Here is a 21344-nt window from a genome sequence, read left to right as displayed (position 1 = left end):
GGACCGCGCGGCACACGGCCACGCCACACCCTCTCGGCCCGTCCGGGCCACGGGACCGGCGGCCCGCACGACGACCGGCCCCGGGCCCCCCGGCGACCGCCCAACACCACCCCGGCACCCGCACCCACCCGGCACCGGCCGACCGACGTCACCACCACCCCACGGACCGCGCGGCACACGGCCACGCCACACCCTCTCGGCCCGTCCGGGCCACGGGACCGGCGGCCCGCACGACGACCGGACCTGGCCCCCCGGCGAAACCGCCCCGCACCCACCCGGCACCGGCCGACCGGTGTCACCACCGCCCCACGGACCGCGCGGCACACGGCTCGTGGGGCGCCGTCGGCCCGGCCCGGGGAGCGGGGACCCGAGGTCGTTGCCACCGAGCGGGCCGTCGCGGGCGGGAATCGACAGATCCGCAGATCGGATGATTCCCTGACCCGCATGACCAACATCGCCGTGACCACCTGGTCCCTGGAGCAGACCGCGCCCACCGACCTGCTCCCGGCCGCCGAGCCCGAGGGGGACGTCAGGATCGTCCGCTCCGAGGTGCCCTCGCCCGAGTTCAGCCGGTTCCTGTACGCCTCGGTCGGCGGTGACATCCGCTGGACCGACCGGCTGGGCTGGACCTACGCGCAGTGGCAGGAGCACCTGGCGCGGCCGGGCGTGGAGACCTGGGTCGCCTACGACCACGGCACGCCCGCCGGATACGTGGAGCTGACACCCGGCGACGACGGAGTCGTGGAGATCGAGTACTTCGGGCTGATTCCGGCCTTCCGGGGCCGCCGCATCGGCGGACACCTGCTGTCGTACGGCACCGCCCGCGCCTGGGACCTGGCGGACCGCTGGCCGGGACTGGCCACGACCAAGCGGGTCTGGCTGCACACGTGCAGCAAGGACGGCGAGCACGCGATGGCCAATTACCAGCGCCGCGGCTTCCGGCTGTTCGACACCAAGGTCGAGGAGGAGCCGGAGGTGGCCACTCCGGGCCCCTGGCCGGGGGCGTTCCCCGCCTGACCTGCGTCGACACGGCGACGTCCGGGCCGTGTGACCCACAACACCCCTGTCTTGCAGCGCGAGACAGGGGTGTCCGCATCTTGGACGAAGCTGGACTGTGTCCAGATCGCCGTGCCACGCTTCCGTCATGTCTGGAACTGGAATTGCCTTGGTGAGTCGGCGGCACGTCGACCTCGGCCGCATGTCCAGCGCCATCTGTCCGATGCGCTGAGAGCACTCCAGCAGCACCGGATTCCCCCGCATTCGCCTCCTCCCGCGCAATGACGCGCACGCCTGTCCATGCGCCCGTACGCGCAGGTAAGAGCCGCTTTCCGCCTGTCCCGAAGGACGTGTCAACCATGGCCGCCACCCCGCCGAAGCCTGCCGCCACGACTCCCCGCCGCAAGGTGAGCCGTCACCGTGGCGAGGGTCAGTGGGCCGTGGGTCATCACACCCCGCTCAACGGCAACGAACAGTTCAAGAAGGACGACGACGGTCTCAATGTGCGGACACGCATTGAGACGATCTACTCCAAGCGGGGCTTCGACTCGATCGACCCCAACGATCTGCGCGGCCGGATGCGCTGGTGGGGCCTGTACACCCAGCGCAAGCAGGGCATCGACGGCGGGAAGACCGCGATCCTGGAGCCGGAGGAGCTCGACGACCGCTACTTCATGCTCCGCGTCCGGATCGACGGCGGCGCGCTGACCACCGCGCAGCTGCGCGTCATCGGCGAGATCTCGCAGGAGTTCGCGCGCGGCACGGCCGACATCACCGACCGGCAGAACGTCCAGTACCACTGGATCCGGATCGAGGACGTGCCCGAGATCTGGAACCGGCTGGAGGCCGTCGGCCTGTCCACGGTCACCGCCTGCGGCGACACGCCCCGCGTGATGATCGGCTCCCCGGTCGCGGGCATCGCCGAGGACGAGATCATCGACGGCACGCCCGCCCTGGAGGAGATGAAGCGCCGGGTCCTCAACAACAAGGCGTACTCGAACCTCCCCCGGAAGTTCAAGACCGCGATCTCCGGCTCGCCGGTGCTCGACGTGGTCCACGAGATCAACGACGTGGCGTTCGTCGGCGTGCGCCACCCCGAGCACGGGCCGGGCTTCGACCTGTGGGTCGGCGGCGGCCTGTCCACCAACCCCAAGCTGGGCGTGCGCCTCGGCGCCTGGGTGCCGCTGGACGAGGTCCCCGACGTCTACGAGGGCGTCCTGTCGATCTTCCGTGACTACGGCTACCGCCGGCTGCGCAACCGCGCCCGGCTGAAGTTCCTCGTCGCCGACTGGGGCGCGGAGAAGTTCCGCCAGGTGCTGGAGGACGAGTACCTGAAGCGGAAGCTGACCGACGGCCCGGCGCCCGCCGAGCCCACCAGCCGCTGGCGCGACCACATCGGCGTGCACCGGCAGAAGGACGGCCGCTACTACGTGGGCTTCGCCCCGCGCGTCGGCCGCGTCGACGGCACCACCCTCACGAAGATCGCCGACCTGGCGGAGGCCCACGGCTCGGGCCGCGTCCGCACCACGGTCGAGCAGAAGATGATCGTCCTCGACATCGAGGAGGGGCAGGTCGACTCCCTGGTGGAGTCCCTGGAGGCGCTGGACCTCACCGCCAAGCCCTCCCCCTTCCGGCGCGGCACCATGGCCTGCACCGGCATCGAGTTCTGCAAGCTGGCCATCGTCGAGACCAAGGCGCGGGGCGCCTCGCTGATCGACGAACTGGAGCGCCGCATGCCGGAGTTCGACGAGCCGATCACCATCAACCTCAACGGCTGCCCGAACGCCTGCGCCCGTATCCAGGTGGCGGACATCGGTCTCAAGGGCCAGCTGGTCATGAACGACGCCGGTGAGCAGGTCGAGGGCTACCAGGTGCACCTGGGCGGCGCGCTCGGCCTGGAGCCCGGCTTCGGACGCAAGGTGCGCGGTCTGAAGGTGACGGCCGACGAGCTGCCGGACTACGTCGAGCGCGTCCTGAAGCGCTTCCAGGCCGAGCGCGAGGAAGGCGAGCGGTTCGCCACCTGGGCTTCCCGAGCTTCCGAGGAGGCCCTGTCGTGAGCGAGCGCGCCGCCCCGTTCTACTGCCCCTACTGCGGCGACGAGGACCTGCGTCCCGGCGAGCAGGGTCACGGCGCCTGGGAATGCGCGGCGTGCAACCGCGCATTCCAGTTGAAGTTCCTCGGGCTCCTCGCCCGGGGGCTTCAGCCCGACTCCACCGGAGGGGAACCGATATGACGGCGATTCAGGAAGAGCGCACGACCGAGGATCTCAAGGCGCTCGCCGAGCGGGCGGGCCGCGAGCTGGAGGACGCCTCCGCGCTGGAGATCCTCCAGTGGGCCGCCGAGACGTTCGGCAACCGCTTCTGCGTGACCTCCTCGATGGAGGACGCCGTGGTCGCCCACCTCGCCTCCCGTGCCCTGCCCGGCGTGGACGTGGTGTTCCTCGACACCGGCTACCACTTCCCGGAGACCATCGGCACCCGGGACGCGGTCGAGGCCGTGATGGACGTGAACGTCATCACCCTCACGCCGCGGCAGACCGTCGCCGAGCAGGACGCCGAGTACGGCCCGAAGCTGCACGACCGCGACCCCGACCTGTGCTGCGCGCTGCGCAAGGTGAAGCCGCTGGAGGAGGGCCTGAAGGGCTACCTGGCCTGGGCGACCGGCCTGCGCCGCGACGAGTCCGAGACCCGGGCGAACACCCCCGTGGTCGGCTGGGACGAGAAGCGGCAGAAGGTGAAGATCTCCCCCATCGCGCGGTGGTCACAGGAAGATGTGCAAACGTACGTCGCCGAGCACGGTGTCCTCACCAACCCGCTGCTGATGGACGGCTATGCCTCCGTCGGCTGCGCGCCCTGCACCCGCCGTGTGCTGGAGGGCGAGGACGCGCGCGCCGGCCGCTGGGCGGGCCGCTCGAAGACCGAGTGCGGACTGCACGGCTGACCATGACGACGACCACCGAGATACAGGAGAACCACGTGACGACCGGAGCCACCGTCTGGCTCACGGGTCTGCCGAGCGCCGGCAAGACCACCATCGCGTACGAGCTGGCCGGCCAGCTGCGCGAGGAGGGCCACCGCGTCGAGGTCCTCGACGGCGACGAGATCCGCGAGTTCATCTCCGCGGGCCTCGGCTTCAGCCGCGAGGACCGGCACACCAACGTGCAGCGGATCGGCTTCGTCGCCGAGCTGCTCGCCCGCAACGGCGTCACGGCGCTGGTCCCGGTGATCGCCCCGTACACGGACAGCCGGGACGCGGTGCGCAAGCGCCACGAGGCGAACGGCACGCCGTACGTGGAGGTGCACGTGGCCACTCCGGTCGAGGTGTGCTCCGTGCGCGACGTGAAGGGCCTGTACGCCAAGCAGGCCGCGGGTGAGCTGACCGGCCTCACCGGGGTCGACGACCCGTACGAGGAGCCCGTCTCGCCCGACCTGCGCATCGAGTCGCAGGACCAGACCGTCCAGGAGTCCGCCGCGGCGGTGTACGCCCTGCTCAGCGAAAGGGGACTGGCATGACGACGACCGTGGCCACGGTCAAGGGGGGCGAAGAGGGCACGGACAGCCCGTACGCCCTCTCCCACCTCGACGCCCTCGAGTCCGAGGCGGTGCACATCTTCCGCGAGGTGGCGGGCGAGTTCGAGCGGCCGGTGATCCTGTTCTCCGGCGGCAAGGACTCCATCGTCATGCTGCACCTGGCGCTGAAGGCGTTCGCCCCGGCGCCCGTCCCCTTCGCCCTGCTGCACGTCGACACCGGGCACAACTTCCCCGAGGTCCTCGACTACCGCGACCGCACCGTCGAGAAGCACGGCCTGCGCCTCCACGTCGCCTCCGTGCAGGACTACATCGACCGGGGTGTGCTGAAGGAGCGTCCGGACGGCACCCGCAACCCGCTCCAGACGCTTCCCCTGACGGAGAAGATCCAGAGCGAGAAGTTCGACGCCGTGTTCGGCGGCGGGCGCCGGGACGAGGAGAAGGCCCGCGCCAAGGAACGGGTGTTCTCGCTGCGCGACGAGTTCTCCCAGTGGGACCCGCGCCGCCAGCGCCCCGAGCTGTGGAACCTGTACAACGGCCGGCACGCCCCCGGCGAGCACGTCCGCGTCTTCCCGCTGTCCAACTGGACCGAGCTGGACGTGTGGCAGTACATCGCCCGCGAGGACATCGAGCTGCCCGAGATCTACTACGCCCACGAGCGCGAGGTCTTCGCCCGCAGCGGCATGTGGCTGACCGCCGGTGAGTGGGGCGGGCCGAAGGACGGCGAGACCGTGGAGAAGCGGCAGGTCCGCTACCGCACCGTCGGCGACATGTCCTGCACCGGCGCCGTCGACTCCGACGCCGACACCATCGAGAAGGTGATCGCCGAGATCGCCGCCTCCCGGCTCACCGAGCGCGGCGCGACGCGTGCCGACGACAAGCTCTCCGAGGCCGCGATGGAAGACCGCAAGCGCGAGGGGTACTTCTAGTCATGACCAGCACCACCGAACCCACCGAGCCGCTGTCGGTCGAGCAGCTGTCGGCGACCACCCTGCTGCGGTTCGCCACCGCCGGGTCCGTCGACGACGGCAAGTCCACTCTCGTCGGCCGTCTGCTGCACGACTCCAAGTCGGTCCTCGCCGACCAGCTGGAGGCCGTGGAGCGCGCCTCGGCCAGCCGCGGTCAGGAGGCTCCGGACCTCGCGCTGCTCACCGACGGTCTGCGGGCCGAGCGCGAGCAGGGCATCACCATCGACGTGGCCTACCGCTACTTCGCCACGCCCCGGCGCCGGTTCATCCTCGCCGACACCCCCGGCCACGTGCAGTACACGCGCAACATGGTCACGGGCGCCTCGACGGCCGAGCTGACGGTGATCCTGGTCGACGCCCGCAACGGCGTCGTCGAGCAGACCCGCCGGCATGCCGCGATCGCCGCTCTCCTGCGGGTCCCGCACGTCGTCCTCGCCGTCAACAAGATGGACCTGGTCGCCTACAAGGAGTCCGTGTTCGCCGCCATCGCCGAGGAGTTCACGGCGTACGCGACCGAGCTGGGCATCCCGGAGGTCACCGCGATCCCGATCTCGGCGCTCGTCGGCGACAACGTCGTGGAAGCCTCCGCCCACATGGACTGGTACGGCGGCCCGACGGTCCTGGAGCACCTGGAGACCGTCCCGGTCAGCCACGACCTGGCGCACTGCCACGCCCGGCTGCCCGTGCAGTACGTGATCCGGCCGCAGACCGCCGAGCACCCCGACTACCGGGGCTACGCGGGCCAGATCGCCGCCGGCTCCTTCCGCGTCGGCGACGAGGTGACCGTCCTGCCGTCGGGCCGCACCACGCGGGTCTCCGGCATCGACCTGCTGGGTGAGCCGGTCGACGTCGCCTGGACCCCGCAGTCGGTCACGCTGCTGCTCGAGGACGACATCGACGTCTCCCGCGGCGACCTGATCGTCCCGGCGAAGGATGCGCCGGCCACCACCCAGGACGTCGAGGCCACCGTGTGCCACGTCGCCGACCAGGCGCTGACAGTCGGCCACCGGGTACTGCTCAAGCACGGCACCCGCACGGTCAAGGCCATCGTCAAGGACATCCCGGCCCGGCTCACGCTCGACGACCTCTCCCTGCACCCGCACCCGGGCCGGCTCGTCGCCAACGACATCGGCCGGGTGAAGATCCGTACCGCCGAACCGCTGCCCGTCGACTCCTACGCCGACTCGCGACGCACGGGCTCGTTCATCCTGATCGACCCCAGCGACGGCACCACGCTCACCGCCGGCATGGTCGGCGAGTCCTTCGCCGCCCCCGAGCCGGTCAAGGACGAGGCCGACGAAGACGGCTGGGACTTCTGAGCATGAACTCTCCCGACTTCTACTCCACGTTCGCCAAGGAGGGCGGCCGCGTCGGCAGCGGTGCTCTCGGCAGCGGGCAGGGCGGAGTGGCGCGATGTGCGCGGTGACGTACGCGCACCGCATGCGCGCCCACACCCCCCACCCGCACAGCCGAAGACCTGCCGACCTCCCGGCCACGTCCCGATCCTTCCGGAGGACGTGACCGCCGGGCCAACGAGAGGAAAACCTCCCGTGCCTGCCACCACAGCCCTGCGCCGCACCTTGGCCGTCATGGCCGCCCTGCCCCTCCTCACCCTCGCCGCCTGCGGGTACGGCTCCGAGGCGAAGGACGACGACACCTCCCAGGTCGCCGCGGGCGCCGAGAAGATCGACGGTCTCGACTCCGTCCGGATCGGCTACTTCGGCAACATCACCCACGCCACCGCGCTGGTCGGCAACCAGAAGGGCTTCTTCCAGAAGGAGCTGGGCGCCACCGAGGCCAAGTACGCGGTCTTCAACGCCGGTCCGTCCGAGATCGAGGCGCTGAACGCCGGCTCCATCGACATCGGCTGGATCGGCCCCTCCCCCGCGATCAACGGCTACACCAAGTCGGGCGGCAAGAACCTGCGCATCATCGGCGGTTCGGCGTCCGGCGGGGTGAAGCTGGTGGTCAACCCGGACAAGATCAAGTCGCTGAAGGACGTCAAGGGCAAGCGGATCGCGACCCCGCAGCACGGCAACACCCAGGACGTGGCGTTCCTCAACTGGGTCGCCGAGCAGGGCTGGAAGGTCGACGCGCAGAGCGGCAAGGGCGACGTCACGGTCGTCCGCAGCGACAACAAGGTCACCCCGGACGCCTACAAGGCCGGGTCCATCGACGGCGCCTGGGTGCCGGAACCGACCGCGTCCAAGCTGGTCGCCGAGGGCGGCAAGGTGCTGCTCGACGAGGCCGACCTGTGGCCGGACAAGAAGTTCGTGATCACCAACATCATCGTGTCGCAGAAGTTCCTCAAGGAGCACCCGAAGGCCGTCGAGGCGGTACTGAAGGCGTCGGTCGAGACCAACAAGTGGATCAAGGCCAACCCGGACGAGGCCAAGGCGGCCGCCAACAAGCAGCTGGAGAGCGACTCCGGCAAGGCGCTGCCGGCCGACGTCCTGGACCCGGCCTGGAAGTCGATCCAGCTCACCGACGACCCGCTGGCCGCCACCCTCGACGCCCAGGCGGAACACGCCGTGAAGGCGGGTCTGCTTCAGGAGCCGAACCTGAACGGCATCTACGACCTCACGCTGCTCAACAAGGTCCTGAAGGCCGCGGGCGAGCCCGAGGTCGACGACGCCGGCCTCGGCGCGAAGTAAGCCCGCAACCCGACCATCCCCAGGAGGTGACGACCATGGCCACGACCCTCGCCAAGGCCGCCGACGGCACCGAGGCGGCCACGCACGCCGCCCGGATCGAGCACGTCTCGAAGTCGTTCGCGGGCCCGGCCGGACAGCAGCTCGTGCTGGACGACATCACCCTCGATGTCGCGCCCGGCGAGTTCGTCACCCTCCTGGGGGCCTCCGGCTGCGGCAAGTCCACGCTGCTGAACCTGGTCGCGGGCCTGGACCGGCCCAGCGCCGGGACGATCACCACGGACGGGCGTCCGGCGCTGATGTTCCAGGAGCACGCCCTCTTCCCGTGGCTGACCGCGGGCAAGAACATCGAGCTCGCCCTGAAGCTGCGGGGCGTGGCCAAGTCCGAGCGGCGCGACAAGGCGGAGGAGCTGCTCGAACTCGTCCGGCTGAAGGGCGCGTACGGCAAGCGGGTGCACGAGCTGTCGGGCGGTATGCGCCAGCGGGTCGCCATGGCCCGCGCGCTCGCCCAGGAGAGCCGGCTGCTGCTGATGGACGAGCCGTTCGCGGCGCTGGACGCGATCACGCGGGACGTGCTGCACGACGAACTGACCCGGATCTGGCGCGAGACGAAGCTGTCCGTCCTGTTCGTCACGCACAACGTGCGCGAGGCCGTCCGGCTCGCCCAGCGCGTGGTGCTGCTGTCCTCCCGTCCCGGGCGCGTGGCGCGCGAGTGGACGGTGGACATCGCGCACCCGCGCCGCATCGAGGACACCGCAGTGGCGGAGCTGTCCGTCGAGATCACCGAAGAACTGCGTGGGGAGATCCGCCGCCATGGCCAGCACTGACACGACCACCACGGCGAAGGACGGCGGCGATCTCGCCGGACTGGAAGCGGGCCTGGACGCACTGGAGACGGTGCAGCAGGGCCGCAAGCCCTTCCGGCAGACCTTCGTCGAGAAGATCCTTCCGCCGGTCCTCGCCGTCCTGCTGGTGCTGGTGGTGTGGCAGGGCCTGGTCTCGTTCGAGATCGTCGACGATCCGACCAAGCTGCCCGCCCCCTCGGACGTGTGGCACGTGGTCCAGGACGCCTGGCTCCAGGGCGAGCTGCTCGGCTACATCTGGACCAGCGTCTCCCGCGGTCTGCTGGGCTTCTGCTTCGCGCTGGTGATCGGCACCCCGCTGGGGCTGCTGGTGGCGCGGGTGAAGTTCGTGCGGGCGGCTATCGGGCCGATCCTGTCCGGGCTGCAGTCGCTGCCGTCGGTGGCCTGGGTGCCGCCGGCCGTGATCTGGCTGGGCCTGAACAACTCGATGATGTACGCCGTCATCCTGCTCGGCGCGGTCCCGTCCATCGCCAACGGCCTGGTCTCCGGCGTCGACCAGGTGTCCCCGCTCTTCCTGCGGGCGGGCCGCACCCTGGGTGCCACGGGCCTGAAGGGCACCTGGCACATCGTGCTGCCGGCCGCGCTGCCCGGATACGTGGCGGGGCTGAAGCAGGGCTGGGCGTTCTCCTGGCGGTCACTGATGGCCGCCGAGATCATCGCCTCGTTCCCCGACCTCGGGGTCGGCCTCGGCCAGTTGCTGGAGAACGGCCGCAACGCCAGCGACATGGCCATGGTGTTCGAGGCCATCCTGCTCATCCTGGTCGTCGGCATCGCCATCGACCTGCTGATCTTCAGCCCGCTGGAGCGGTGGGTGCTGCGCAGTCGCGGCCTGCTGGTGAGGAGCTGAGGCACGACATGTCCGCGCCGGTACTCCTGGTCATCGCCCACGGCAGCCGCGACCCGCGGCACGCCGCGACCGTGCACGCCCTGGTACGACGGGTCAGGTCGCTGCGCCCGGACGTACGGGTGGAGACCGGCTTCCTGGACTTCAACGTCCCCTCCGTGCAGGGGGTACTGGAGTCCCTGGCCGCGCAGGGCGTGCGGGACGTCGTGGCGCTCCCGCTCCTGCTGACGCGCGCGTTCCACGCCAAGGCGGACATCCCCGCGGTCCTCGCGGACGCCCCGCCGCGGCTGCGCATCCGGCAGGCGGAGGTGCTCGGCCCCTCGCCGCTGCTGCTGTCGGCGCTGGACAGGCGCCTGTACGAGGCGGGGCTGACGCCCGCCGACAAGTCCTCGACCGGGGTCGTGCTGGCCTCGGCGGGGTCCACCGACCCGGAGGCGATCGCAGTGATCGCTGACATCGCGCGGGAGTGGCGGCACACCGGTTGGTGCGCCGTGCGGCCTGCGTTCGCCTCCGCATCCCTTCCGCGCACCGAACAGGCGGTGGCTCAGCTGCGGGAGCTGGGCTGCGAGCGCGTCGCCGTCGCGCCGTACGTCCTGGCCCCCGGTTTCCTGCCCGACCGCATCGCCCGGGGCGCGGCCGGGGCGGACGTCCTGGCCGGCGTCCTCGGCCCTGCGCCGGAGGTGGCGCGGGTGCTGCTGGAGCGGTACGACGCGGCGCGGGTTCCGCTGCCGGTGGCGGTCGGGGCCTGAGCGCACGCGTCGGGCTCAGGCAGCGGTCAGCTCCACGAGTTTGACGACGGTGTTCCAGTTGCGGGTGGTGGCGATCAGGCCCTTGTTGACCCGGGGCCGGGAGAGTGCGTCGGCGAGCTTGGAACGGCCGAGGCCGTTCGGCGCGTACAGGTACAGGGCGCGGTCGCCGAGGCGGAAGTCCTCGGGGAGGAAGGCGGCCCGGTCGATCTCCGCGAAGCGCTCCGCGTCCACCGGCGTGGAGAAGTAGGTGACATGGAGCTGTCTGGCCTCCAGGTCGGCTGCCGGGAACGGGCAGGCGTCGGCGATCGCCTCGAGGTAGGCGTGGTCGCGCACGATGACGTCCACCCCGAACCCGAAGTGGTCCTCGATCGCGTCCCGCAATTCGGCTGCCAGCGACTCCTCGTCCCCGTGGCCGGAGGAGAACACGGCCTGCCCGCTCTGCAGGTAGGTGGCCACGGCCTCGTGACCGAGCCCCTGCATCACCGTGCGCAGTTGGGCCATCGGGATCTTCCTGCTGCCGCCCACGTTGATCCCGCGCAGCAGTGCCGCGTACCTCGTCGTCATGCGCACACCATAAAACGGCCGTCGTGCCCCGTGGGGGTGGGCACGACGGCCGCGTCCGCTGCGGCGGACGTGCGCGCAACTCTCGCCGATGGGCGACGCGCGGATCAACCACTACACGCGGCTGTGACTTATTCAACAACATTGCGGAATCCCGGAGTACACGGCCGGACCACCGGGGCGCGGCGCGGTGGTCCCTGATCGCCGTCCCCGAGGTGGCCGGATAGATGTAAGGGACCGCCGTCCTCCCCAGCGGTGAGAACCGCGATACGAGGGGATGAGCCGGGGCGCCCGGCACTTCACCGGACAGCACGACGAGATGGCTTTATCCGGCCCATACCTTCGAGTCGGAAGGTGGCAGCAGGGGGCTGCCGCCGCTCACGAGGGGGCAAGCCCGTCATGGGGAACGGAGACACACGGGTGCGGGGCCTGGCTGCCCGGGCCGGAGGCTGGAGCGCCCGGCACCGATGGGCTGCCGTCGGTATCTGGGTACTGTTCGTCGTCCTGGCGATGGGGCTCGGCTCGGCGGCCGGCCGGGTGGACGTCGGCGACAGCGACCAGATGGGCGGCGAGACACACACCGCCGCCCAGATCATCGAGGACGCCGGGATCGACGAGCCGGCCGGTGAGACCGTCCTGGTCCAGGCGAAGGACGGTGACGTGACGGCCACGGACGCCGAGTTCCGGGCCGCCGTCACCGCCGTCGTCTCGGCGGTGGAGGCGACCGGGAAGGTCACGGACGTGACCTCGCCGTACGACACGCAGACGATCTCCAAGGACGGCCGCAGCGCGCTGGTGCAGTTCGACATGCGCGGCGACGCGGACACCGCGGGCGAGCGGGTCGAGCCGGTGCTGAAAGCCGTCGAGAACGTCCAGAAGGAACACGAGGGCCTGCGGATCGAGGAGATCGGCGGGGCCAGCATGATGAAGACGTTCGACGACGCGTTCGGTGACGACTTCAAGAAGGCCGAGTACTCCGCGGTGCCGGTGGCCCTCGGCATCCTGCTCATCGCCTTCGGCGCGCTGGTGGCGGCGCTGCTGCCGGTGGCGCTGGCGATCACCGCGATCATGGCGACGATGGGCCTGATGGGCCTCGTCAGCCACCTGCAGCCGATGAGCGATACCGCCAACTCCGTGATGCTGCTGGTCGGTATGGCCGTCGGCGTCGACTACTGCCTGTTCTACCTGCGCCGCGAGCGCGAGGAGCGGGACGCCGGACGGGACGCGCGCACGGCGCTGCAGATCGCCGCCGCGACCAGCGGCCGGGCGATCGTCGTCTCCGGCGTCACGGTGTGCGTGGCGATGGCGGGCATGCTGTTCACCGGCATCGCCGAGTTCGAGGCGATGGGCCTGGCCTCGCTGATGGTGGTCGCGGTGGCCATGGTCGGTTCGGTCACGGTGCTGCCGGCGCTGCTGTCCCTGCTCGGCGAGCGGGTGGAGAAGGGCCGCCTGCCCTTCCTGCGCCGCCGGCCCGGCACCGGCCGGGAGAGCCGGTTCTGGACGGCCGTCCTGGGGCGCGTGCTCGCCAGGCCCGTGCTGTCCGTCGTCGTCGCGACCGGCGCCCTGCTGGCCGTCGCGGCTCCCGCGATCGGCATGAAGACGCAGAACCTCACGCTGGACCAGGAGTTCGGCGACTCGCTGCCCATCGTGCAGACGTACAACCGCGTCAACGAGGCGTTCCCGGGCGGCTCCGAACCGGCCGAAGTGGTCGTCAAGGCCGACGACATCAACGCGCCCGAGGTGAAGGCGGCGCTCGCCGACTTCCGTGAGCAGGCGATCAGTTCGGGGGCCTCGCGCGGCCCGGTCGACATCGAGCTGCACGACGCGCAGAACCTCGCCCTCGTCTACGTGCCCCTGGTCGGCGGCTCCGACCTGGACAAGGCGGGCGCGAGCCTGGACAAGCTGCGCGACGACGTGCGGCCGGCCACGCTCGGCAAGGTCGACGGGGTCGAGGCGCCTGTCACCGGGCAGGTCGCCGGCTCGAAGGACTTCAACGACCAGCTCGTCGGCTCGGTCGTGCCGGTCTTCGTCTTCGTGGTGGTCTTCGCCTTCCTGCTGATGCTGCTGTCGTTCCGTTCGCTGACCGTCGCCCTCACCTCGATCGTGCTGAACCTGCTGTCGGTGGGCGCCGCGTACGGCATCCTCGTCGCCGTCTTCCAGCACGGCTGGGGCGCGTCGCTGGTGGGGGCGGAAGGCGTCGGCGCCATCGTCACCTGGCTGCCGCTGTTCCTCTTCGTGATCCTGTTCGGCCTGTCGATGGACTACCACGTGTTCGTGGTGTCGCGGATCCGGGAGGCCCGGCTCAAGGGCCGTACGACGAAGGACGCCATCCAGCACGGCGTGGTCACCACGGCCGGGGTCGTCACCAGTGCCGCGGTCATCATGGTCGCCGTGTTCGCGATCTTCGGGACGCTGTCCATGCAGTCCATGAAGCAGATGGGCGTCGGCCTCGCAGCGGCGGTGCTGATCGACGCGACCGTCATCCGGGGCGTGCTGCTGCCGGCCGCGATGGCCCTGCTCGGGGAGCGCAACTGGTACCTGCCGAAGTGGCTGCACCGGCTGCCGGACCTCACCCACGACGAGTCGCCCGCGGCCGTGGCGCCGGTCGCCCGCGACGACGAGGGCGAGCGGGTCGGCGTGTGAGTGCCCGTTGAGCGGGTGAGGGGCCCGTCGGTTCCCGGGTGGAACCGACGGGCCCCTCGCTATGCCTGCTGCCGGGGAGCGGGCAGTTCCGCCTCGATGAGGTCGGCCGCGCGCCGGGTGCCGCCCTCCTGGGCCATCCCGGCCTGGACGTCCTTCAGACGCCGGGCCACCTCGGGGTCGTCGACCAGGGCGAGGGCGGCGGTGCGCAGCGCCTCGGCGGTGGCCTCCTCGGTGGGCAGGTGCCGGGCGACGCCGAGGCCCTGGAGCATGTCGGCGTTGCCGAACTGGTCCACGGCCTGCGGCACGGCGATCATCGGCGTGGCGGTGGCCAGTCCCTCCTGGCTGCCGCCGGCGCCCGCGTGGGTGACGAACAGGTCGGCCTGCTTGAGGATCGCCAACTGCGGTACCCACGACCGCACTTCCACATGGGCGGGTACGTCACCCAGCTCGGCGGGGTCGACGTGCCTGCCGATCTGCAGCACCAGGTGCCAGCCCGGCAGCTCGCCGAACGCCTTGACGCACTCCCGGTAGAACGCCGGCTGCTTGGTGAAGGACGACCCGAGGGAGACGAGGACGACCTTGTCGGCACCGGCGGGGCGCTGCCAGTCGCCCTCGGCGCTGCGGTCGCCCTGGCAGGCGCCGACGAAGGAGTACACCTTCTCGTCGACCCGGTCGGCGTTGGGCTGCAGGGCCTTCGGGATCAGCACCAGGGAACGGTCGGGACGGCCGGCGAAGGAGTCCGGGTGCATCGTGATCCCGTTCTCCTCCAGCCAGGCGCTGAAGCGGGCGTAGTACGCCTGTCCGCGCTCGGTCTTCTTCGGTTCCTCCCACATCGGCTCGGCGACCTCCTGCTCGTAGCCCTCCCAGGCGACCAGGTTCGGCGAGAGGGAGATCACGGGCACGCCCCAGCGGTGGCCGAGGACGCGGGCCGGGTAGGAGGTGATGTCGTGCAGGACGAGGTCCGGCTCATCGCCCTCGTACGCCTCGATGAGCTGCGGGAGCGCCTGGATCGCGTCGTTCAGGAACGGCTCGACGTTGTCCAGGAGTGTGGTCCCCCAGGCTTCCGGGTCGGCGTCGGGGCCGGGCAGCGTGGAGTTCCACAGCTTGGGCTCGGCGCCGGTCGCGGCGACCTTCTCCGCGAAGAGCGGAGGAATCGCGTACGTCACCCGGTGCCCTCGTGCGACGAGCTCGCGGATCACCTCCAGGCTGGGGTTCACGTGGCCGTGCGCGGCGATGGAGAACATGGCGATGTGGGCGCGACTGGTCATGCCCCGACCGTATGCGAGACGAGACGTCTCGTGCAACTCCTTTCCCGTCATGCCGCCAGCACCTCGTGCAGGCGCAGCCACCTCTGCGGTGCCACCTCGCCGACGAGCACGCCGGCATCGAGGCACGCGGCCCGGAACGCCGCGTCCACCCGCCGTCTGGGGTGCGCCCGGCGCAGGGAGGCGTGCAGCGAGCCGCCGACCCCCGAGAAGCCCAGTTCGACGAGGGGCCGCCAGCTCCGGTACGCGGCGGCGTCGAGCAGCGGGGTGCGGCGCCGCTCGATGCGCAGGACACCGGCGTCGACGCGCGGCACCGGCCGGAAGCCGTGCCGGCCCACCCGCCCGAGGAGCCGCCAGTCGTGGCGCGGCCAGGTCAGCACCGTCAGCCGGGACCAGCGCCCGTAGTCACCGGTGCGTTTGCGGGCGTACTCCAGCTGGGTGAGGAAGGTGGCGTCGGTGAGGCCGGGCGCCTTCAGGCACCAGTCGACGACGGCCGCGGTGCGCGAGAAGGGCACGTTCCCGGCGACGTGGAACGGCGTGTGCGGCGGCCGTGCGGCGAGGAAGTCCCCGGCGACGACGCGGACGTGCGGTGTCCGCGCGAAACGGGCGCGCAGCGCGGGGACGAGGTGGGGGTCGATCTCGTAGGCGTGCAGTTCCCGGCAGCGGCGGGCGAGCGGCTCGGTCAGGGCGCCTTTGCCCGCGCCGACTTCGAGCAGCAGGGGCGGGCGGACGCCGTCGGGAACGGCCAGCCGCGCGAAGCGCTCGGCGGTGGCTCGGTCGGCGAGGAAGTTCTGCGAGAGCGTGCGGGCACGCTGAGTGGGGCGGGCCATGGCCTGCGGTCCTTGTCTTCCGTGAAGGAGCGGAAACGGGCAGCCGAAGGCCCTGACCGGAAGACGAAGGCGAAAAGGGAACGCGGAGGCTCAGCCCCGCCGCGCGGGAATCAGCGGCGGGGGGACCCCGGGCCGGTCAGGGCTCCGGGGCCGCGACGCATCCTGATGGAGTACGTGCAGCCCCGGCCGAGACCGGAGTTGAAGATCGCGTCGAACGCTGCCACGGAGGCGACGTTAGACGGCCCGGGCCGGGCGGGCAACGGGTTTTCCGCCCGGCGCGGGCGTGGTCAGCGCTGGTAGCGGGCGAGCACGAGGTTGCCGTCCTCCTCCAGTCTGTCGCGCAGTTCGTCCAGGCCGATCGCGCCGCTGTAGTACTCCTGGAGCGCGGGCGTGGCCACCTTGTCCTTCCACTCGGGGTATCCCCTCACGGACTGCGCGGGCGCCGACCGCAGGTGGGCGGCGAGGGCCGTGCCGGTGGCCCAGCCGTGCTCCGCCGTGCGCAGCGCGGGGTCCTTCAGGGCCTGGGTGCCGGTGGGCAGCATCCAGTCGCCGAGGGCGAGGCGCACCATGTTCTCCGGCTGGAGGAGGAAGTCGATGAACTCGGCGGCCTCCTTCTGGTGCTCGCTGTCCTCGGCGATCGACAGCGTCTGCGGACTGACGCCCTGGGTGAGGCCGTCGGCGCCGGCCGGGGCGGGCAGCACCTGCCAGTCGAAGCCCTCCGGCGCCTGCTGCTCGATCTGCTGGCGGTAGGAGAAGCCGAGCGGCACCATCGCGTACTTGCCCGCGAAGAACCCCGGCAGGGTGTCGGAGCCACCGCTGCCCAGCGTGGACGAGGACGCGCTGCGGTCGGTGTTGGCCTGGTCGTGGATGGTGCGCGGCACCACCTGGTCGGCCTCCTCGAAGCGGACGGTGACGCGGCCGTCCGCGCCGCGGTGGAAGAGCTGCCCGCCGGCCGACAGCGACAGGTTGAGCGTGGCGGACACGGGCTCCTTCAGCGGCCAGGCCACCCCGTACCTTCCGTCCCCGCTCAATTGCTCGGTCACCTGCCGGAACTCCGGCCAGGTCCACGGGCGTTCGGGCGTCGGTATCCGGACGCCCGACTTCTCCAGCAGCCCGGTGTTGGCGATCAGTACGCGCGGTTCCTGGAGGAAGGGCACGCCGTAGACGCCGTCCCCGAAGGTGGTCGTCTCCCAACTGCGCTGCGGGATGTCGGACTTCAGCCGCTCGGGCAGCAGGTCGGTCAGGTCGGCCAGGTAGCCGCCGTAGGCGAAGTCCGCGAGGTCGTCCGAGGCGTCGTGGATGATGTCCGGCGCCTCGCCGCCCTCGAAGGAGGTGAGGAGCTGGTCGTGGACGCTGTCCCAGCTGCCCTGGACGTACTCCACCTGGACGTCGGGGTGGTCGGCGTTCCACTCCCGCACCAGCTCCTTGTTGGCCCGCACGGACTCGTCCTGCCAGGCCAGGGACTGGAAGCGGAGAGTGATCCGGTCGTCGTCGGCGTCGCTGCCGCCGCCCGTGCAGCCGGCCAGGAGCAGGGTCAGGGCGAGGGCGGTGAGCAAGGCGATTCGCGTGCGCATCAGCTCTTCACCGCCCCGGCGAGCATGCCGCCCGTGATCCGTCGCTGGATGATCGTGAAGACGACCAGTGAGGGCAGCGTCGCGAGGAACGCGGCTGCCGCCAGCGGGCCGAGGTCGGCGACGCCCTCGGCGCCGATGAAGTGGGTGAGCACGACCGGCAGGGTCTGCTTCTCCGGGGTCTTCAGCAGGACGAGGGCGAAGAAGAACTCGTTCCACGCGGTGATGAACGCGAACAGCGCCGTCGCCACGATCCCCGGGGCGAGCAGCGGTGCGGTCACCGACACGAGCGTGCGCAGCCGCCCGGCACCGTCGACGGCAGCCGCCTCCTCCAGCTCGACGGGTACGGCACGGACGTACCCCGCGAGCATCCACAGCGCGAACGGCAGGGACCACACCACGTACACCATCACCAGCCCCGGAACGGAGTTGATCAGCCCGAGGTTCTTCAGCACCAGGAAGAGCGGGATGATCAGCAGGACGAAGGGGAACGCCTGGCTGACCACCACCCATCCGGTGGTCGCCTTGGTGAGCCGGGAGCGGTGCCGGGCCATGACGTAGGCCATCGGGGTCGCGATCACCACGGCGATCAGCGCGGCGCCGAGCGCGGCGAGCAGGGAGTTGAGGGCGGCGTGGAGCAGCGGCTGCTCGTCGAAGGCCTGCCGGAAGTTGGCGAGGGTGGGGTCTTCCGGGATCCAGGTGGGGTGCAGACTGCCCAGCTCGCGCGGCGGCTTGAAGGCGGTGGAGATCAGCCACAGGAACGGGAAGGCCAGGAAGACGAGATAAGCCAGCAGGGCGGCGTACTGGCCGGCGCGGGCCGCGGTCGAGGTCCTCATGCCTCCTCGCCTCCCCGGAGCCGGCCGACGAGGAAGACCGCCAGCAGGACGGAGATCACGGCGACCATGACACAGCCCATCGCCGCCGCGTAGCCGAACTGTCCGTACCGGAACGCCTCTTCGTAGGCGAACAGCATCGGCAGCCGGGTCCGGCCGCCTGGGCCTCCGTTGGTCAGCACGTAGACCAGGGCGAAGGAGTTGAAGTTCCAGATGAGGTTGAGCGCCGTGATGGCGAGGGCGACCGGCCTGATGGCGGGCCAGGTCACCGTGCGGAACCGGCGCCACGCGCCCGCGCCGTCGACCGCGGCGGCCTCGTGCAGCTCGCGCGGCGTGTTCTGCAGTCCGGCGAGCAGGGCGACCGTCGTCTGCGGCATGCCCGCCCAGACGCCGACGACGATCACCGCCGGCAGGGCGGTCGCCAGGCCGCTGAGCCAGTCCCGGCCGTCGCCGAGGCCGAGGTCGCGCAGCGTCTCGTTGAGGATGCCCGCGTCGGGGTTGTAGACGATCCGCCACATGATGCCGACGACCACCTCGGGCATCGCCCACGGGATGATCGCGAGCGCACGCGCCAGCCAGCGCAGTCGCAGGTTCTGGTTGAGCAGCAGGGCGAGGCCGAGCGCGAGCAGGAACTGCGGCACGGTCACACCGACCGCCCACACCAGGCCGATCCGGAACGACTCCCAGAAGAGCGTGTCGTGCAGCAGGTCCCGGAAGTTCAGGCCGCCGATCCACTGCGTGGGCTGCGTGCGGCCCGACTGGGCGTCGGTGAACGCCAGCAGGATCCCGTAGAGCAGCGGTCCGACACTGAGGACCAGGATGGGGATCAGGGCGGGCAGCACCAGGAACCACGCGCCGTGGTCGCCGGGACGCCGTGGCCGGCCCGGACCGTTGCCGGGCGCGCGGCGCGCCGGTCTTTTCGCGTCGGTCACCACTGTCACGTCATCAGCCCCTTCGCGCGGCCCGGACGGGCCTGGTCATGGTCGTGAAGGCGCGGTGCCCCGTCAAGACACCGCGCACACCCTCCGACCTGTGCGAATGCGACACTGGCCGACGGAAGAACGGTCGAGGACGGACACGGAGGCGGGCGATGGACGAGGCACGGGCACGGGAGGTACTGGCCGCGGCGGGGGTGCTGCCCGGCCCGGCCAAGGACGCGCGGCCGCTCGCCCTGGGCGAGAACGCGGTGTTCGCCGCCGGTGATCTGGCGGTCAAGGTGGGCCGTGACGCCGAACTCCTCGACCGGGCGCGCCGGGAGCTGGACATCGCGGTGTGGCTGGAAGAGGCCGGTGTACCGGCGGTGCGGGCGGCCGAGCCGAAGGCGCTGCTCGTCGACGGGCATCCGGTGACCCTCTGGCACCGGCTGCCCGATCCGGTGCGGCCAGCGGAGCCGCGGGACGTGGCCGAACTGCTCCGGCTGGTCCACACACTGCCCTCCCCCTCCTTCGAGCTGCCGCCCCGTGATCTGCTCGGCGGCGTGGAACGCTGGCTGCGGCTCGCGGGCGACGCGATCGACCCCGCGGACGCGGCGTACCTGCGCGAGCGCCGCGACGGTTTCGCGGCGGCCGCCGCCGCGCTCACCCCCCATCTGCCGCCGGGCCCGATCCACGGCGACGCGCTGCCCCGCAACGTGCACATCGGCCCCGACGGGCCGGTCCTGATCGACCTGGAGACCTTCTCCGCCGACCTGCGCGAGCACGACCTGGTGGTCATGGCGCTGAGCCGGGACCGCTACGGACTGCCCGCCGAGGCGTACGACTCCTTCACCGAGACCTACGGCTGGGACGTACGCGAGTGGGACGGCTGTGCGGTGCTGCGCGGCGCCCGTGAGACGGCCAGCTGTGCGTGGGTGTCCCAGCACGCGCCGAGCAACCCCAAGGCGCTGACCGAGTTCGAACGCCGGGTGGCGTCGCTGCGGGAGGGAGACCCGACGGTGCGGTGGTACCCGTTCTGACCCCGGTCCCACACGCGCCCGATCCCAGGCGAGCCCGCCCCGCTCCGAGGCGCGCACGGCACGATTGGCTCCGCTTCCGGTCCCGGACGAGTCCGGAACTCCGAGGCGCGCACGGCACGATTGGCTCCGCTTCCGGTCCGGGGGCGACTCCGTCCGATCCGAGACCGAACGCGGCGCGAGTACCTCCGGCTTCCGGTCCCAGGCAAACCCGCCCCGCCCCGAAGCGGGTGCGCTGCGCGAGTCCCTCCGCTTCCGTCCGTGCGGGCCGTGTTGAGCCCCGTCCGCCGGGTGGCCCGGTCGGCTCAGACCCGCTCGCCGGCCGGCTCGCGCAGCGGCCACGTCCCGTCGACGACGGCCGTGGCGTCGCCCTTGCGGCGCAGGAAGTTCTGGAAGTCCGCCGCCCACTCGGCGTACCACTCGATCTGGCGCCGGTGCAGTTGCGCCGGGCCGAGGGCCGCGACCTTGGGGTGGCGGCCGGCTATCGCGCAGGCCAGCCGCGCCGCGGCGAGGGCGTCGGCCGAGGCGTCGTGGGCGGCGTCGAGCGGGACGCCGTACTCCGCGCAGACCGCCTCCAGGTTGCGCTTGCCCCGGCGGTAGCGGTCGACGGCACGGTCGATGGTGTACGGGTCGATGACCGGCGCGGGGTCCGAACCGCCCAGCCGGTCGCGCAGGGACGGCAACCCGTACCGCCGCAGTTCGGCGGAGAGCAGGCTGAGGTCGAAGGCCGCGTTGTAGGCGACGACCGGGACGCCCGTCTTCCAGTAGGCCGCGAGGACACCGGCGATAGCGTCCGCGACCTGGTCGGCGGGCCGGCCCTCGGAGGCCGCGCGCTCGTTGCTGATGCCGTGCACCGCCACCGCGTCGGCCGGGATCTCCACGCCGGGGTCGGCCAGCCACTCCCGGCGCCCCGCCGGCTCACCGGCTCTGACCTCGATCACGGCCCCCGTGACGATGCGCGCCTCGCGCGGATCGGTGCCCGTCGTCTCCAGGTCGAAGCCGATCAGCAGCTCCCGGTGCCAGCCCATGGGCGGTCCCCCTTCTCGGTGGTGCGTTCCCCCAGTGGCCTCCACCTTCGCATGCGCCACTGAC

At 71.4% G+C, this 21344-nt stretch carries 21 protein-coding genes; 14 read left to right on the top strand and 7 right to left on the bottom strand.

Features of this window, described 5'->3' with window-relative positions; all coding sequences use genetic code 11:
* The first annotated feature begins 444 nt into the window (after positions 1–444).
* The 12 genes from IE260_RS03700 to IE260_RS03645 all read left to right on the top strand — a co-directional run bounded on the left by IE260_RS03700 (position 445) and on the right by IE260_RS03645 (position 10598).
* The gene (locus IE260_RS03700; protein WP_189868985.1) at positions 445–1017 is read left to right on the top strand and encodes a GNAT family N-acetyltransferase; all 573 of its coding nucleotides are present in this window, start codon (positions 445–447) and stop codon (positions 1015–1017) included.
* Positions 1018–1144: 127 nt separating this feature from the next.
* Positions 1145–1228, top strand: coding sequence for a putative leader peptide (locus IE260_RS42985; protein ID WP_343234115.1), 84 nt, complete (start codon positions 1145–1147; stop codon positions 1226–1228).
* Between the two features lie 127 nt (positions 1229–1355).
* Positions 1356–3053, top strand: coding sequence for a nitrite/sulfite reductase (locus IE260_RS03695; RefSeq protein ID WP_189868984.1), 1698 nt, complete (start codon positions 1356–1358; stop codon positions 3051–3053).
* A complete protein-coding gene (locus IE260_RS03690; RefSeq protein WP_189868983.1) occupies positions 3050–3229 on the top strand; it encodes a hypothetical protein in 180 nt (59 codons plus the stop codon). Before IE260_RS03695 ends, IE260_RS03690 begins: the two co-directional genes overlap by 4 nt.
* A complete protein-coding gene (locus tag IE260_RS03685; RefSeq protein WP_189868982.1) occupies positions 3226–3936 on the top strand; it encodes a phosphoadenylyl-sulfate reductase in 711 nt (236 codons plus the stop codon). The genes IE260_RS03690 and IE260_RS03685 overlap by 4 nt, the downstream gene beginning before the upstream one ends.
* A gap of 2 nt (positions 3937–3938) precedes the next feature.
* Positions 3939–4508 (top strand): adenylyl-sulfate kinase, encoded by a 570-nt coding sequence (gene cysC / locus IE260_RS03680; RefSeq protein ID WP_189868981.1) that lies wholly within the window; start codon positions 3939–3941, stop codon positions 4506–4508.
* Positions 4505–5452 (top strand): sulfate adenylyltransferase subunit CysD, encoded by a 948-nt coding sequence (gene cysD / locus IE260_RS03675; protein ID WP_189868980.1) that lies wholly within the window; start codon positions 4505–4507, stop codon positions 5450–5452. Before cysC ends, cysD begins: the two co-directional genes overlap by 4 nt.
* 2 nt (positions 5453–5454) lie before the next feature.
* Positions 5455–6810 (top strand): sulfate adenylyltransferase subunit 1, encoded by a 1356-nt coding sequence (locus IE260_RS03670; protein ID WP_189868979.1) that lies wholly within the window; start codon positions 5455–5457, stop codon positions 6808–6810.
* 231 nt (positions 6811–7041) lie between these two features.
* Complete coding sequence (locus tag IE260_RS03660; protein WP_189868978.1) at positions 7042–8145, top strand: aliphatic sulfonate ABC transporter substrate-binding protein; 1104 nt, start codon at positions 7042–7044, stop codon at positions 8143–8145.
* Between the two features lie 35 nt (positions 8146–8180).
* Positions 8181–8969, top strand: a complete 789-nt coding sequence (locus IE260_RS03655; RefSeq protein ID WP_189868977.1) for an ABC transporter ATP-binding protein — start codon at positions 8181–8183, stop codon at positions 8967–8969.
* The gene (locus IE260_RS03650) at positions 8956–9852 is read left to right on the top strand and encodes an ABC transporter permease (protein WP_189868976.1); all 897 of its coding nucleotides are present in this window, start codon (positions 8956–8958) and stop codon (positions 9850–9852) included. The genes IE260_RS03655 and IE260_RS03650 overlap by 14 nt, the downstream gene beginning before the upstream one ends.
* 8 nt (positions 9853–9860) lie before the next feature.
* Positions 9861–10598 (top strand): sirohydrochlorin chelatase, encoded by a 738-nt coding sequence (locus tag IE260_RS03645; protein ID WP_189868975.1) that lies wholly within the window; start codon positions 9861–9863, stop codon positions 10596–10598.
* Between the two features lie 15 nt (positions 10599–10613).
* Here IE260_RS03645 and IE260_RS03640 read toward each other — a convergent pair whose 3' ends face one another.
* Entirely contained in the window at positions 10614–11162 is a 549-nt protein-coding gene (locus IE260_RS03640) for a DUF1697 domain-containing protein (protein WP_189868974.1), read from the bottom strand.
* Positions 11163–11558: 396 nt separating this feature from the next.
* On the opposite strand from IE260_RS03640, the gene IE260_RS03635 reads away from it, so the two are divergent.
* Positions 11559–13802 (top strand): MMPL family transporter, encoded by a 2244-nt coding sequence (locus IE260_RS03635; RefSeq protein WP_189868973.1) that lies wholly within the window; start codon positions 11559–11561, stop codon positions 13800–13802.
* 59 nt (positions 13803–13861) lie between these two features.
* On the opposite strand, the gene IE260_RS03630 is transcribed toward IE260_RS03635, so the two are convergent.
* The 5 genes from IE260_RS03630 to IE260_RS03610 form a co-directional block, all read right to left on the bottom strand.
* On the bottom strand, positions 13862–15121 hold the full coding sequence (locus IE260_RS03630) for a glycosyltransferase (RefSeq protein ID WP_189868972.1): 1260 nt from the start codon (positions 15119–15121) through the stop codon (positions 13862–13864).
* On the bottom strand, positions 15118–15897 hold the full coding sequence (erm(O), locus tag IE260_RS03625) for a 23S rRNA (adenine(2058)-N(6))-methyltransferase Erm(O) (RefSeq protein WP_189868971.1): 780 nt from the start codon (positions 15895–15897) through the stop codon (positions 15118–15120). The genes IE260_RS03630 and erm(O) overlap by 4 nt, the downstream gene beginning before the upstream one ends.
* Before the next feature lie 287 nt (positions 15898–16184).
* Positions 16185–17471, bottom strand: a complete 1287-nt coding sequence (locus tag IE260_RS03620; RefSeq protein WP_189868970.1) for an ABC transporter substrate-binding protein — start codon at positions 17469–17471, stop codon at positions 16185–16187.
* Positions 17471–18304 (bottom strand): carbohydrate ABC transporter permease, encoded by an 834-nt coding sequence (locus IE260_RS03615; RefSeq protein WP_189868969.1) that lies wholly within the window; start codon positions 18302–18304, stop codon positions 17471–17473. The genes IE260_RS03620 and IE260_RS03615 overlap by 1 nt, the downstream gene beginning before the upstream one ends.
* A complete protein-coding gene (locus tag IE260_RS03610; protein WP_189868968.1) occupies positions 18301–19242 on the bottom strand; it encodes a carbohydrate ABC transporter permease in 942 nt (313 codons plus the stop codon). Before IE260_RS03610 ends, IE260_RS03615 begins: the two co-directional genes overlap by 4 nt.
* Positions 19243–19391: 149 nt before the next feature.
* Between IE260_RS03610 and IE260_RS03605 the strand changes: the two genes are divergently transcribed.
* Positions 19392–20255: a phosphotransferase enzyme family protein gene (locus IE260_RS03605; protein ID WP_189868967.1), complete on the top strand. Its 864-nt coding sequence runs from the start codon at positions 19392–19394 to the stop codon at positions 20253–20255.
* A 302-nt stretch (positions 20256–20557) separates the two neighbouring features.
* Here the strand turns inward: IE260_RS03605 and IE260_RS03600 are convergent, their stop codons facing one another.
* Positions 20558–21280: a 3'-5' exonuclease gene (locus IE260_RS03600; protein WP_189868966.1), complete on the bottom strand. Its 723-nt coding sequence runs from the start codon at positions 21278–21280 to the stop codon at positions 20558–20560.
* Between the last annotated feature and the right edge of the window lie 64 nt (positions 21281–21344).

This window comes from Streptomyces viridiviolaceus (genome assembly GCF_014650995.1).
Classification (GTDB): domain Bacteria; phylum Actinomycetota; class Actinomycetes; order Streptomycetales; family Streptomycetaceae; genus Streptomyces; species Streptomyces viridiviolaceus.
The sequence above is the reverse complement of the archived record's forward strand: the minus strand, read 5'-3'. Positions and strand labels throughout refer to the sequence as shown.

What these genes read in the sequence shown, in the direction of transcription:
- IE260_RS03700 (WP_189868985.1), top strand. Translation starts at nt 445, where the DNA reads ATGACCAACATCGCCGTGACCACCTGGTCCCTGGAGCAGACCGCGCCC.
- IE260_RS42985 (WP_343234115.1), top strand. Translation starts at nt 1,145, where the DNA reads ATGTCTGGAACTGGAATTGCCTTGGTGAGTCGGCGGCACGTCGACCTC.
- IE260_RS03695 (WP_189868984.1), top strand. Translation starts at nt 1,356, where the DNA reads ATGGCCGCCACCCCGCCGAAGCCTGCCGCCACGACTCCCCGCCGCAAG.
- IE260_RS03685 (WP_189868982.1), top strand. Translation starts at nt 3,226, where the DNA reads ATGACGGCGATTCAGGAAGAGCGCACGACCGAGGATCTCAAGGCGCTC.
- cysC (WP_189868981.1), top strand. Translation starts at nt 3,939, where the DNA reads ATGACGACGACCACCGAGATACAGGAGAACCACGTGACGACCGGAGCC.
- cysD (WP_189868980.1), top strand. Translation starts at nt 4,505, where the DNA reads ATGACGACGACCGTGGCCACGGTCAAGGGGGGCGAAGAGGGCACGGAC.
- IE260_RS03670 (WP_189868979.1), top strand. Translation starts at nt 5,455, where the DNA reads ATGACCAGCACCACCGAACCCACCGAGCCGCTGTCGGTCGAGCAGCTG.
- IE260_RS03655 (WP_189868977.1), top strand. Translation starts at nt 8,181, where the DNA reads ATGGCCACGACCCTCGCCAAGGCCGCCGACGGCACCGAGGCGGCCACG.
- IE260_RS03650 (WP_189868976.1), top strand. Translation starts at nt 8,956, where the DNA reads ATGGCCAGCACTGACACGACCACCACGGCGAAGGACGGCGGCGATCTC.
- IE260_RS03645 (WP_189868975.1), top strand. Translation starts at nt 9,861, where the DNA reads ATGTCCGCGCCGGTACTCCTGGTCATCGCCCACGGCAGCCGCGACCCG.
- IE260_RS03640 (WP_189868974.1), bottom strand. Translation starts at nt 11,162, where the DNA reads ATGACGACGAGGTACGCGGCACTGCTGCGCGGGATCAACGTGGGCGGC.
- IE260_RS03635 (WP_189868973.1), top strand. Translation starts at nt 11,559, where the DNA reads ATGGGGAACGGAGACACACGGGTGCGGGGCCTGGCTGCCCGGGCCGGA.
- IE260_RS03630 (WP_189868972.1), bottom strand. Translation starts at nt 15,121, where the DNA reads ATGACGGGAAAGGAGTTGCACGAGACGTCTCGTCTCGCATACGGTCGG.
- IE260_RS03620 (WP_189868970.1), bottom strand. Translation starts at nt 17,471, where the DNA reads ATGCGCACGCGAATCGCCTTGCTCACCGCCCTCGCCCTGACCCTGCTC.
- IE260_RS03615 (WP_189868969.1), bottom strand. Translation starts at nt 18,304, where the DNA reads ATGAGGACCTCGACCGCGGCCCGCGCCGGCCAGTACGCCGCCCTGCTG.
- IE260_RS03605 (WP_189868967.1), top strand. Translation starts at nt 19,392, where the DNA reads ATGGACGAGGCACGGGCACGGGAGGTACTGGCCGCGGCGGGGGTGCTG.
- IE260_RS03600 (WP_189868966.1), bottom strand. Translation starts at nt 21,280, where the DNA reads ATGGGCTGGCACCGGGAGCTGCTGATCGGCTTCGACCTGGAGACGACG.